Origin of the sequence: Amycolatopsis cynarae (genome assembly GCF_026802195.1) — a bacterium.
Taxonomy (GTDB): domain Bacteria; phylum Actinomycetota; class Actinomycetes; order Mycobacteriales; family Pseudonocardiaceae; genus Amycolatopsis_E; species Amycolatopsis_E rhizosphaerae.
In genome coordinates this window covers 774,464-786,848 of the sequence record NZ_CP113836.1, presented here as the reverse complement: position 1 = coordinate 786,848, position 12,385 = coordinate 774,464, and the positions used below count along the sequence as shown (strand labels likewise).

Annotated in this window: 12 protein-coding genes; 5 read left to right on the top strand and 7 right to left on the bottom strand. The window is 71.2% G+C overall.

Translation table 11 applies throughout. The features are described from left to right. Positions 1-341 precede the first annotated feature (341 nt). The 3 genes from ORV05_RS03800 to ORV05_RS03790 are packed head-to-tail and all read right to left on the bottom strand — an operon-like array spanning position 342 to position 3,616. Positions 342-1,403: an NAD(+)/NADH kinase gene (locus tag ORV05_RS03800; protein ID WP_268757058.1), complete on the bottom strand. Its 1,062-nt coding sequence runs from the start codon at positions 1,401-1,403 to the stop codon at positions 342-344. A 4-nt stretch (positions 1,404-1,407) separates the two neighbouring features. Further along, complete coding sequence (meaB, locus tag ORV05_RS03795) at positions 1,408-2,376, bottom strand: methylmalonyl Co-A mutase-associated GTPase MeaB (protein WP_268757057.1); 969 nt, start codon at positions 2,374-2,376, stop codon at positions 1,408-1,410. A 58-nt stretch (positions 2,377-2,434) separates the two neighbouring features. Then, complete coding sequence (locus tag ORV05_RS03790; protein WP_268757056.1) at positions 2,435-3,616, bottom strand: acetyl-CoA C-acetyltransferase; 1,182 nt, start codon at positions 3,614-3,616, stop codon at positions 2,435-2,437. 116 nt (positions 3,617-3,732) lie between these two features. On the opposite strand from ORV05_RS03790, the gene mce reads away from it, so the two are divergent. After that, positions 3,733-4,182, top strand: coding sequence for a methylmalonyl-CoA epimerase (mce, locus tag ORV05_RS03785; RefSeq protein ID WP_144592962.1), 450 nt, complete (start codon positions 3,733-3,735; stop codon positions 4,180-4,182). Between the two features lie 304 nt (positions 4,183-4,486). On the opposite strand, the gene ORV05_RS03780 is transcribed toward mce, so the two are convergent. Further along, the gene (locus tag ORV05_RS03780; protein ID WP_268757055.1) at positions 4,487-4,867 is read right to left on the bottom strand and encodes an SPW repeat domain-containing protein; all 381 of its coding nucleotides are present in this window, start codon (positions 4,865-4,867) and stop codon (positions 4,487-4,489) included. 204 nt (positions 4,868-5,071) lie between these two features. Here ORV05_RS03780 and ccrA point away from each other — a divergent pair, with 204 nt between their 5' ends. The 4 genes from ccrA to ORV05_RS03760 all read left to right on the top strand — a co-directional run bounded on the left by ccrA (position 5,072) and on the right by ORV05_RS03760 (position 9,054). Next, positions 5,072-6,418, top strand: coding sequence for a crotonyl-CoA carboxylase/reductase (gene ccrA, locus ORV05_RS03775; RefSeq protein ID WP_268757054.1), 1,347 nt, complete (start codon positions 5,072-5,074; stop codon positions 6,416-6,418). 13 nt (positions 6,419-6,431) lie between these two features. Continuing rightward, a complete protein-coding gene (locus ORV05_RS03770) occupies positions 6,432-7,541 on the top strand; it encodes a coiled-coil domain-containing protein (RefSeq protein ID WP_268757053.1) in 1,110 nt (369 codons plus the stop codon). A 44-nt stretch (positions 7,542-7,585) separates the two neighbouring features. Beyond that, positions 7,586-8,035 carry a universal stress protein gene (locus ORV05_RS03765; RefSeq protein WP_268757052.1) on the top strand — a complete coding sequence of 150 codons (450 nt, stop codon included), beginning with the start codon at positions 7,586-7,588 and terminating at the stop codon, positions 8,033-8,035. Between the two features lie 65 nt (positions 8,036-8,100). Continuing rightward, positions 8,101-9,054 (top strand): adenylate/guanylate cyclase domain-containing protein, encoded by a 954-nt coding sequence (locus ORV05_RS03760; RefSeq protein WP_268757051.1) that lies wholly within the window; start codon positions 8,101-8,103, stop codon positions 9,052-9,054. A gap of 51 nt (positions 9,055-9,105) precedes the next feature. Here ORV05_RS03760 and ORV05_RS03755 read toward each other — a convergent pair whose 3' ends face one another. The 3 genes from ORV05_RS03755 to ORV05_RS03745 all read right to left on the bottom strand — a co-directional run bounded on the left by ORV05_RS03755 (position 9,106) and on the right by ORV05_RS03745 (position 12,206). Continuing rightward, positions 9,106-10,347, bottom strand: a complete 1,242-nt coding sequence (locus tag ORV05_RS03755; RefSeq protein WP_268757050.1) for an aldehyde dehydrogenase family protein — start codon at positions 10,345-10,347, stop codon at positions 9,106-9,108. 85 nt (positions 10,348-10,432) lie between these two features. Continuing rightward, complete coding sequence (locus tag ORV05_RS03750) at positions 10,433-11,128, bottom strand: M50 family metallopeptidase (protein ID WP_268757049.1); 696 nt, start codon at positions 11,126-11,128, stop codon at positions 10,433-10,435. A gap of 172 nt (positions 11,129-11,300) precedes the next feature. Next, on the bottom strand, positions 11,301-12,206 hold the full coding sequence (locus ORV05_RS03745) for a DNA-3-methyladenine glycosylase family protein (RefSeq protein WP_268757048.1): 906 nt from the start codon (positions 12,204-12,206) through the stop codon (positions 11,301-11,303). Between the last annotated feature and the right edge of the window lie 179 nt (positions 12,207-12,385).

The following is a 12,385-nucleotide window of genomic DNA, read 5'->3' as shown; positions in this document are numbered from 1 at the left end:
CCTTCTTGGCGGCGGCTCGCCACGGCGACTTCGAGGGGTTGCTGCGCGTGCTCGATCCCGAGGTGAAGCTGACCGCCCACACCCCCGGGGGCACGGTCGTCGTCCTCGGCGCCACCAAGGTCGCCTCCGGTGCACAGCTGTCCGGCGGCGCGGCCGGACGGGGGCGCATGGTGCTCGTCGACGGCCGTCCCGGGATCGTGTCCTGGCGTGAGGACGGCACCCCGCTGTCGGTCATCGCGTTCACCGTCGCCGACGGGCGGATCACCACCATCGCGCTCGTGACCGACCCCGGCCAGGCTCGCCCTGATGGACTTGCCGTGAGGGCCCCTCACGGCAGGTCCCTACACCTCGGCGGGAGGCGGCCCCGGATGGGCGAGGTCGGGCGGCAGCGGCTCGTCCGGGGCGAAGGCGGGCGGATGCCCGTCCGCCAGCGCCGCCGCGGCGTCGACCAGCCCGAACCGGTCGCGGACCCGGCCGAGGAAGTCCGGCTCGGCCAGCCTGGCCAGCCGCGACCGTTTCGGCGCCGCGTAGACCGTGATCCAGTCGCCCGGGTGCAGCACGCCCCGGAGCTGGCCGTCGACGCTCACCGCCACCTCGCCCGAATGCTCCAGCACGAGGATGCCCACGCACTGCGACTTGTCCAGCACGACGCTGCGGTTGAACACCATGTGCGGCGCGACCGGGGTGAACACCAGCGCGTCCAGATCCGGCGACACGATCGGCCCGCCCGCGGAGAAACTGTAGGCGGTGGATCCGGTCGACGAGGCCACGATCAGCGCGTCCGCCGAGTACGAGGCGAACAGCTTGCTGCCGACGTAGACCGCGAGGCTCGCCTGGCGATCCCGTGCGAGCTTCTCCACCACGATGTCGTTGAGCGCCAGCACATCCAGCGGCACGCCCCAGCCGCCCTGGCTCTTCAACCCCGGCCGCACATGGGGTGAGGGCAGCGCGGGGCCCCGGCCGTAGCGGAGCATCTCCTCGAAGCCCGCCGGGATCTCCAGCCGCCGCGCGGCACGCATGGTCAGCGTCATCCTGGCATCCACGTGGATGTCCCCGCGATGCACCGCGTCGAGCGCGTCCACCAGGTCGGCGGCCGCCACCTCGGTGAGGAAGCCGACCCGGCCCACGTTCACGCCCAGCACCAGCGCGTCGATCGCGCCGGCCACCCGCACGCCCCGGAGGAAGGTGCCGTCCCCGCCCACGGTGACGATCAGATCCGGGTCACCGGCCCTGGCCGCCTCTTCCCTGGCGTCGAGCCGGTGGCCGTCGCGCTGGTCCCACACATCGATGTCGGCGCAGGGCACCCCGTGCCCGGCGGCCCACCGGCGGACGCGCTCGGCCGCGGCCAGCGCCGCCTCCTTGCCACCGTGGACGACCAGGCCGATCCGTTCGACAGGAGCCATCTCTCTATTGTCCCGGGCGCAGCGCGTCCAGCAGCGCATCGGCCGCCGCATACGGGTCGAGCTCGCGGGAGACGACCCGCTCGGCGAGCCCGCTCAGATGCCCGCCGCCGTGCAGGTCCTCCAGCTCCGCCCGGAGTCGCCTGAGTGCGATCGCCTCGACCTCGCTCGCCGCCCGGTGCGCACGCCGCCGGGCCAGCTCGCCGTGCGCGGCGAGCCAGTCGTGGTGCTCGTCGAGGGCGCGCACGAAATCCTCCACGCCCTCACCGCGTGCGGCCGTGGTGCGCACGATGGGCTGCCGCCAGCTCGGGCCACGGATCTCACGACGCCCGTAGGAGATCATCTGCTTGAGATCGCGGACCACGGTGTCGGCACCGTCGCGATCGGCCTTGTTCACCACGAACACGTCGGCGATCTCCAGCACCCCCGCCTTGGCGGCCTGGATACCGTCCCCGAGGCCGGGTGCGAGCAGCACCACGGTGGTGTCGGCGAGCTTGACGACGTCCACTTCGGACTGTCCAACTCCGACGGTCTCGATGAGCACGACGTCGAACCCGGCGGCGTCCAGCACGCGCACCGCCTGCGGGGTCGCCCAGGCGAGCCCGCCGAGATGGCCGCGGGTGGCCATCGAGCGGATGAACACGCCCGGATCGGTCGCGTGCTCGGCCATCCGGATCCGGTCGCCGAGCAGCGCGCCGCCGGAGAAGGGCGAAGACGGGTCGATCGCCAGCACCCCGACCCGCTGGCCCTGCTTGCGCAGCGCGGAGAGCAGCATCGAAGTGGAGGTCGACTTGCCCACCCCGGGCGGTCCGGTCAGCCCGATCACGCGGGCGTGGCCGGTGTGCGGGGTCAGCGCCGCCGCCACCTCCCGCAGGCGCGGATGGGCGTGTTCGACCAGGGAGATCAGCTTGGCGACCGCGCGCGGCTGCCCGTCACGCGCGCGGTCGACCAGCTCGGGGATGTTCAACGGCGGCATGGCCCCATCCTGCCTGGCGCCCGGAGAGGCCTGTGCACCGTGCCTGATCGCGGCCGGATCAGGGAACGCGGATCAGCAGGGCGTCACCCTGCCCGCCGCCACCGCACAGCGCCGCCGCGCCGAGACCGCCGCCACGGCGCCGCAGCTCGTAGATCAGGTGCACGGCCAGGCGCGCCCCGGAGGCGCCGATGGGGTGGCCGAGCGCGATCGCCCCGCCGTTGACGTTGACCCGCTCCGGGTCGATGCCCAGCTTCTCCGTGGACACCAGGCCCACCGCGGCGAACGCCTCGTTGATCTCCACCAGGTCCAGCGCGGAGGCATCCAGCTTCGCCTTCGCCAGCGCGGCCTTGATGGCGTTGGACGGCTGCTCGTGCAGGCTCGCGTCCGGGCCCGCCACCACGCCGTGTGCGCCGATCTCGGCGAGCGGGGTGATGCCCAGTTCCTCGGCCTTGGCACGGCTGGCCACCACGACGGCGGCGGCACCGTCGGAGATCTGCGAGGACGAGCCCGCGGTGATCGTGCCGTCCGCGGCGAAGGCGGGCCGCAGCCTGGCCAGCGTCTCCGCCGTGGTGTCGGCGCGGACGCCCTCGTCGGTGTCGAACAGGATCGGCTCGCCCTTGCGCTGGGGGATCGCCACCGGGGCGATCTCGTCGGCGAACAGGCCCGCGGCGATCGCGGCCGCGGCGCGCTGGTGCGAGCGGGCGGAGAACTCGTCCTGCTGCTCCCGCGTCACGCCGTAGCGGGTGTTGTGCTTCTCGGTGGACGAGCCCATCGCGACCTGGTCGAACGCGCAGAAGAGGCCGTCGTAGGCCATGTGGTCGACGAGCGTGGTGTCGCCGTACTTGAACCCGGAGCGCGATTTGGGCAGCAGGTGCGGGGCCTGGGTCATCGACTCCTGACCGCCCGCGACGACGAGGTCGAACTCGCCTGCCCTGATCAGCTGGTCGGCCAGCGCGATCGCGTCGAGGCCGGACAGGCACACCTTGTTGATGGTCAGTGCCGGGACGTCCATCGGGATGCCCGCCGCCACCGCCGCCTGGCGCGCCGGGATCTGGCCAGCGCCAGCCGTGAGCACCTGGCCCATGATCGTGTACTGCACCTGGTCCGGCGAGACACCGGCGCGCTCGAGCGCGGCCTTGATGGCCACCCCGCCCAGCTGCGCGCCCGAGAAGTCCTTCAGGGAACCCAGCAGACGGCCAATGGGGGTGCGGGCAGCACCGAGGATCACCGAACCGGTCACGGCAGCCTCCAAAGACGAACGACGGCGGTCCCCTCGACGATACCCGCCACGCCCGTTCAGTACAGGTGTGAGCCGTGGCACGAGGTGAGGTCGTTTCCCTGGCCTATGCTCGGGGCATGAATGACGCGCTGAAGCCGTTCGTGACCACGATCGACCACGTCGGCATCGCGGTACCGGACCTGGACGCCGCGATCGAGTTCTACGCCACCAACTTCGGCATGATCGCGACCCACAGCGAGGTCAACGAGGAGCAGGGGGTCCGCGAGGCGATGCTGCACGCGCCGGGCGACGAAAACGGCCCCGCCGTCCAGCTGCTCGCTCCGCTGCGCCCGGACTCCACCATCGGCAAGTTCCTCGACACGAAGGGCCCCGGCCTGCAGCAGGTCGCCTACCGCGTCACCGACATCGAGGCCGCCGCGGAGGCGCTGCGGGCCAACGGCCTGCGGCTGCTCTACGACAAGGCCAAGCGCGGCACCGCGAACAGCCGGGTGAACTTCGTGCACCCGAAGGACGCCGGCGGCGTCCTCGTGGAACTGGTCGAACCCGCCGCGAACCCGGCCCACTGACCTCCCCCACGCCACGGCCCCAGCCGCCGTTCTTTCCGGTGAAGGGTCCCCTCACGGCAGCCTTCGGCAGACGCTCCTCGGCTGAGGAGCGCTTGCCCTCAAGGCGACCTTGAGAGCCTTTATGACCCTCAAGGCGACCTTCAGGGCACACCACCCCGCACGAACGTGGAACTCACGCGCACCAGCGTGGGACACAAGCGCCGGAAGGTGGGACTCGCGCGGCCGAGCGACACGACTTTGCCGGAGCCCTGGTCGTATGTGCCGTGCGGGGTCCCCTCACGGCAGCGCCCGAGGGGAATCGGCGCTACCGCGGTGCCTCGGCCGCCGCGTTCGCGATCGGCACGGCCAGTGAGGCGACCAGGATGGTGAGCCCCCCGAGGACCCACGACCACCAGGACGCCCCGGCCAGGCCGGTGTAGGTCATCACCCAGGGCGATGCGAACAGCAGCGTGCCCAGCACGACCTGCACGCCCTCGCTGTAGGCAAACCGCGGCATCACCGCGGAGAGCAGGCCGTCCAGCGCGATGAGCGTCCCGAACACGATCATCGTCCACTGGGCACGCGGAGTGGTCGTCACCCACAGGAAGGACAGCGCGGCCAGCAGGCCGAGAGTGATCTCCACCCAGTCGTGCGGGCGCGCCCAGGGCCGCAGCGGGATGGTCGAGGCTGTCGAGGTTCTGGTCACCGGGACCACCTCCAAGAACCGTCGGACACCGCTGGATCGCGGCCGTCCGGCTTGCCCTCATCGTGAGACGGGAGGAGCCGCCGGTCCATCGCGAAGGGGGCCATTTCGCGCACAAGGGGTGGGCCACGTCTCCTGCGGTGGCATTCCGGGTTACTGGCCAGTAATGTCATGCTCCCGCAACCCAGCCAGGGAAGGTCCACCCCAATGACGCAAGGGACGCTGAACGAGATCCGCGACGCCATCCTCGCGGGTGATCTCACCGCGGTCGGCTCGCTCGACCTCCCCGAGTCCTACCAGGGCGTGACGGTGCACGCCGACGAGACCGAGATGTTCGACGGCCTGGCCAGCCGAGACAAGGATCCGCGCAAGTCGCTGCACCTCGACGAGGTGCCCGTGCCCGAACTCGGGCCTGGCGAGGCGCTCATCGCGGTCATGGCCAGCGCCATCAACTACAACACGGTCTGGACGTCGATCTTCGAACCCCTGCCGACGTTCAAGTTCCTCAAGCGCTACGGCAAGCTCTCGCCGCTGGCCAAGCGCCACGACCTGCCCTACCACGTGGTGGGTTCCGACGCCGCCGGCGTCGTGCTGCGGACCGGCCCGGGTGTGCACACCTGGAAGCCGGGCGACGAGGTCGTCGCGCACTGCCTCAACGTCGAACTCGAGGGCCCCGACGGGCACAACGACACCATGCTCGACTCCGAGCAGCGGATCTGGGGCTTCGAGACCAACTTCGGCGGGCTCGCCGAGGTCGCCCTGGTCAAGGCCAACCAGCTGATGCCCAAGCCGCGGCACCTCACCTGGGAGGAGGCCGCCTGCCCCGGTCTGGTGAACTCCACCGCCTACCGGCAGCTCGTCTCCCGCAACGGCGCCGACATGAAGCAGGGCGACGTCGTGCTGATCTGGGGCGCCTCCGGCGGTCTCGGCTCCTACGCCACCCAGTACGCGCTCAACGGCGGTGCGATCCCGGTCTGCGTCGTGTCCAGCCCCGAGAAGGCCGAACTGTGCCGCAAGCTCGGTGCCGAACTGGTCATCGACCGCACTGCCGAGGGATACAAGTTCTGGAAGGACGAGACCACCCAGGACCCGAAGGAGTGGCAGCGGTTCGGCGCGAAGATCCGCGAGCTCACCGGCGGTGAGGACCCGGACATCGTGTTCGAGCACCCCGGCCGGGAAACCTTCGGCGCCTCGGTCTACGCCGCCCGCCGCGGCGGCACGATCGTCACCTGCGCGTCCACGTCCGGGTATATGCACCAGTACGACAACCGCTACCTTTGGATGAATCTCAAGCGGATCATCGGCTCCCACTTCGCGAACTACCGGGAATCCTGGGAAGCCAATCGGCTGATCGCCAAAGGTCTGATCCATCCGACGCTGTCGAAAACGTATTCCCTGGCCGAGACCGGGCAGGCCGCGCTCGACGTGCACCGCAACGCCCACCAGGGCAAAGTCGGCGTGCTGTGCCTGGCTCCGGAGGAAGGACTGGGCGTCCACGACGAGGAGATGCGTGCCAAGCACATCGGCCGCATCAACGCATTCCGCGGAGCGTAAGTAGTCTGGCCTCATGAGCCTAGGCGACGAGAGGGAACTGGTGCCGCTGGGCGCCGGTTTCGACCTGGCGAAACGCGGCTACGACAAGCACCAGGTGGACGAGCATCTGGAACGGCTGGACGCCGATCTGAAAATGCTCGCCGCCGATCGGGACGCGGCCATTTCCCAGGCGGGCGACCTGGCACGCCAGCTGGAGCAGGCGCGCGGCGAGATCGACACCCTCCGCGGTCAGGTCGAGCGGCTCGGACAGCCGCCGACCACCGTGGAGGGCCTGTCGGAGCGCCTGCAGCGCATGCTCCGGCTCGCGCAGGAGGAAGCCGCCGACACCAGGGCGCGGGCCGAAGCGGAGGCCGGGCACATCCGGGCCAAGGCCGAAGCCGACGCGAGCGCGCTGCGGGCCCGGTACGAGCAGTTGCTCGCCGAGCTCGACACGCGCCGGAAGGAGATGGAGGCCGAGCACCGCAGGGTCCTGGAGACCGCGCGGGCCGAGGCCGAATCGATCACGACCAAGGCCAAGGAGGAGCGCGACCGGCTCGACCTGGAGGCCGACCGGCGGCGCACGAAGGTCGACGAGGACTTCGAGGTCGCGATGGCGGCGCGGCGCGCCGAGGCGATGCGGCTCCTCGCCGAGCAGGAGGCCGCCAGCAAGGCCGAGGCCGAGCGGCGCGTCCGGGAGGCTTCCGAGGAGGCCGCGACCATCCGCGCCAAGGTCGCCGAGGAGCAGCGGGCCGCAGCGGAGGAGATCGAGCGGCGGCGGCGCGAGTCGATCGAGGACGCGAACCGGCGCAAGCAGGACTCCATCACCGAAGCCAACGCGCGGGTGGCCGAGGCGACCGACGAGGCGCAGCGGCGCGTCCGCGAGGCCACCGAGGAGGCCAACCGGCGGATCAACGCGGCCGCCGACCGGGTCGAGACGCTGCGGGCGCTGCGGGAGGGCATCGCCGAGCAGGTCAAGGCCGCGAGGACGGTGCTCGACGACGCCGCCGCGGTGCTGGGCGAAACCGCTTCCTCGACCGGAAAACCGGCCGCGAGCACCGGTAAGCCCGGCGGTAGGCAGCGGGTGGCGGCGGGTGCCGGAAAATCGGGTCCGAACGGGGCTGCGGGCAAACCGACTGGCGAGTAACCTAAGCGGCCACGCGGTTCACGCGCCTTGCCGGAGGGACTCGAATGACGGCTTACCACACTGTTGTCGTAGGTACGGATGGTTCTGACTCGTCGTTTCGCGCGGTGGACCGCGCGGCCGCGGTGACAGCGGATTCGGGTGCGCAACTCGTGATCGTCTGCGCCTACTACCCGAGCAGCCGCGGCGAGGTCGAAAAGGCCCAGGACGTGCTGCGGGACGAGGCCTACCAGGTGGTCGGCTCGGCGCCCGCCGAGGACACGCTGCAGAGCGCACGGGATCGCGCGATCAAGGCCGGGGCCACCGACGTCAAGACGGTCGCCGTGGTCGGTGAGCCGGTGGAGGCGCTGCGCAAGGTCGTCTCCGAGCATTCGGCGGACCTGCTCGTGGTCGGCAACCGCGGGCTCAACACCCTGGCCGGCCGCATCCTCGGCTCGGTGCCCTCGGAGGCCGCCCGCAAGTCCGGCGTCGACGTCCTGATCGTCCACACCACCTAGACCAGACCCAGACCACGAAGCGGCTCCGCCGCTCTGATTCGTTCCCCAGGGCTGGCAGGGATTCCGTGAACGAAGAACGGCTCGAAAGCATCCTTCTCGGCGGCGAACGCCGGTACACGCGGCTGGAGGTCGCCGAGAAGACGGGTGTGCCGATCGAACGGGCCACCAGGCTGTGGCGCGCACTCGGTTTCGCCACCGTCGGCGACGACGAGGTCGTGTTCACCGACGCCGATGTCGAGGCAGTGCGCACGGCCGACCAGCTGATCTCGTCCGGCCTGCTCGACGCCCGGCTCGAGGTCCCCGTGACCAGGGCGCTCGGCCAGCACCTGTCGCGGCTGGCCGAGTGGCAGGTCCACATGCTGTGGGCGCTGATCACCGAGAACGAGGAACTGGGACGCGACGAGAAACAGGTGGCGCGGCTCGTCGAGCGGCTCGTCCCGGAACTCCAGCGGGTCCAGGACTTCGTGTGGCGCCGGCATCTCGCGGCCTTCGCCGGGCGGGCACTGGCCGCGCCCGACGAGGACCTCGAAGCGCGGACCGAGGTGGCCGGGTTCGCCGACATGGTCGGCTACACCCGGCTGACCAGGCGCATCGACGATGCCGAGTTGAGCGACATCCTGGAACGTTTCGAGGCGCTGGCCACCGAGATCGTGGCCGAGCACCACGGGCGGATCGTGAAGATGATCGGCGACGAGGTGCTGTTCGTGGCGGACACGGCGGCCGACGCGGCGGAGATCGCCCTGACGCTGGCCGAGCACACCAGCCTCGACCCCACCCTGCCCGAGGTGCGGTGCGGGATGGCCGCGGGCCGGATCCTCAACCGGTTCGGCGACGTGTACGGCTCGGTGGTGAACCTGGCGAGCAGGCTCACCGGGCTCGCCAGGCCCGGCACCATCCTGGTGGACCGGGAGCTGGCGAGCGAACTCAGGGACGACCCCGGTTACGTCCTGCGCCTCCGGCGGCCGGCCTCGGTTCGCGGGTACGCACGGCTCCGTCCCTTCGCTCTCCGCCGCCCCTGACCGCGCTCGCACGTCGGCCGCGGCGGAGAGCCCGCGGGCCTCCGGGTGAGATCAGGGACGCTCGGGGAGCACGGCGAACTGGCGGACGTAGAGGTCGGTGTAAGTGACCGGGCCGCGCGGACCGGGCACCTTGTCCAGGTTGATCCCCGTTTCCGGCACGGCGAGGAGTTTGAAGCCGTCGAGCAGCCGGGTCGGCGCGTTCCAGAACACACCGGTGCCGGTGTAGCCGTCGAAGAAGGCCTCGGCGGTGGCCTCGTCCTCGGTGGCGATCCCGGCCGCCAGGCCGGAGGTCTGCTCGTTGGCGATCCGCACGGCCTCGCCAAGCCCGGCGACCTGCGCCACGGTGACGGTGGCCTCCCGGTCCGAATCCAGCGCCCATTCGTAGCCGATGGCGTGCTCGTACGGCGGCAGCGACGGGCTCACCCGCCGTTCGGCCAGTGCCCCCTCGATCACCGGCCACATCGTGTCGTGCACCGCGGAGTGGATCAGCAGCAGGTTGAGCCGGTTGCACACGCCCAACCGGTCGAGGCTGCCGACGACCAGCGCACGCACCTTGTCCGAATCGGCCGCCTCGTCGACGTAGAGCACACCGCCGCCGTCCGCGTGCGCGAGCGTGCGTACGCCGTGCACGGCCGCCTCGGTGGCCAAAGCACGCGTGCTCTCCCCGCTCCCGCGCAGGATCACCAGCGGCACCAGCGTCGGAAGCTGCACCAGTGCCGTGGCCGCCTCGCGCTCCACGCGCGGCACCAGCTGGATCGCGTCGGGCTCGATGCCGGCCTCGGCGAGTGCGGGCGCGATGACCACGTCGAGCAGCCGCTGCGCCGAGCCCAGCGCCGCCGAACCGGTGCGCAGCACCCCGGCGTTGCGCGATTTGACCAGCTGGGAGGCCACGTCGACGGTCACGTTGGGCCGCGCCTCGTAGTTCGCCCCGATCACGCCGACCGGCCGCCGCCGCTCGACGAGCCGCAGTCCGCCGTTCAGTGACCGCACCGGGATCGACCGCTCCTGGTGCGGCGCCCCGGCGAGCAGCCGGAGCTGCTCGGCCATCCCGGTCAGCCGCTGCTCGGTGATGGTCAGCCGGTCGAGCAGACCGGCGCTCATCCCTTCCTCACGCGCCTTGGCGACGTCGGCGCCGTTGGCCTCCAGCACCGCTTCCCGGTTCTCCAGCAGCCTGCGCGCCATCGCCGTCAGTGCGGCGTCGATCGCCTCGTCGGCCGCGGTGGCCAGCGACGGCGCCGCCTGCTTGGCCGCCCGTGCGCACTCCTCGACTGCCTTGGCCACCTCGTCGGACACCGCACTACCTTCCTTCTGCTCGCGATCTCGCACGCCACCACGTGATGCACGGGAAGCCGTGTGTCCAGTGTGCCGCACGCGCCGGTCAGGGCCGCAGCGCGGGCTCGAGCAACCAGGCGCCGCCGACGAGGAGGCAGGTCAGTGCGAGCACCACCAGGATGAGCACCCACAACCCGGCGGGCACCGCGGTCAACCGGGCCAGCTGATCGGCGTCGGAGTCCCGCGCCGCACCACGGCGGCGCTTGTGCTGCAGCTCGAACACCGGCCGCAGCCCGCCGAAGAGCAGGAACCAGGTGATGAGGTACACGAACCAGGCCTGGACCTCCGGCCCCGCCACCAGCGCCAGCAGGGCGAGTCCGCCCGCGGTCACCAGCACGGACAGCACGCCGTAGGCGTTGCGGACCATGACCAGCACGCCCAGCAGGAGCAGCGCGGCGATGGTGAGCAGCACGGTGATCCGCCCAGCCTCGAGCAGGGCCGCGAAGGCCAGCCCGAGCAGCCCCGGCGCCGGGTAGCCCGCCAGCGAGGTCAGGACCATGCCGGGCCCGTGCGGTTTACCGCGCGAGACCGTCACGCCCGAGGTGTCCGAGTGCAGTTTGATGCCCTGCAGCCGCCGCCCGGCCAGCAGCGCCATCAGGGCGTGCCCGGCCTCGTGCACGATCGTCACGAGGTTGCGCGCCCACCGCCACGGCGACCCCGACAACACCAGCAGCAACGCCACCGCCCCGGTCACCACCGGCGCCCAGGCGGTGGGGCCCGGCTGTGCCCCGAACAGGCCCATCGACGATCCGGCTCCACTCGTCTCCGCGAGAAACACGCGCGCAGCTCACCACAACGGGTGTCTGTGCCCTGTTACCACCCCCGCCGGTTTCACAGACTCGACCGCCCTGGAGTCTGTTGGGGACGTGGTTCGGGTGGCGGTGCCGTTCTTGCGCGGAACCTCGCCCGTCGTTTCAGCTCGCCGATCGCGCCTCTCGGTTGGTCCGCAGGAGCAGTGCCACCCACGAGCGGTACGGGCGCCAGCCCCGCGCGATCCGTTCGAGCTCGGTCACCTTCGCCTCGGGCCGCCGGTAGAGCGTCCGCATCTCGGTGTGCAGCCGTTCTTCGGCGGTGGGAAACACATCCGGATGCCCGGCGCCGCGGATGAGGATGAGCTGTGCCGAGAACGGACCGATTCCCGGAAGCTTCTGCAATCGGTACAGTGCCTCTCCCGGATCCATCGCCCGCAGGGCGGCCGCGTCGAGCACCCCGTCCAGGGCTGCGCGGGCGATCGAATGGAGGCGGCGCACCTTGACCTCCGGCAGATCCAGGAGCCGGTCCAGTGCGAGGAGTTCGGCCGGGGCCGGGAACGAGACCAGCCGGTGACCCGACACCTCGACCGAAACCCCGTGCCGCTCCGCGAGGCGTCGCTTGAGCTGCGCGGCCGACACCATCCGGAGCTGGTTGCCGATGATCGCCCAGCACGCGGCCTCGTACGGCGAGGGGAAGAGCACCGGTCGGAGCCCGGGATACCGCTCCAGCAGTCTTTCCACCACCGGATCCGCCTCACCCACGGCGGCGAAGCCGGAACCGTCCACGTCCAGGGAGAGGATCCGCTGGACCTGCCGTACGGCCTCCCCGGCCACCCGGTGCCCCGCCTCGACCGACACTTCGACGCTGCCCGGCGCCCGCTGCCGGACCAGCACCCCGGCATGCTCCCAGGTGCCTTCGACCGGGAACGCCAGCCGGAGCGTGCCCGCCTCGTCCCCGGCGTCCGGCCGGGCCGCGGGCGTGAACCCGGCCAGGAAACGAGCGGAGGCACCCAGGTCGAACGGGCCCTTGGCGACGATCCGGGCGGGCCGGTGCAGGATGGTGGTCATCGGTTTTCCTCCCTGGTTCGGCTCTCGAAGAGACCGTATCGAGCACCACCGACAGTTTTCGCGCCTTCGGAACCCGGCCCGCCGGCCACCCTGCCGCGACGCCTGCACAAGCCCACGCCGTGGCGAGTTCTCAGCAAATTCTTCTCAGCCGATTTTTGGGCTGCTCCACGGGATTTCAC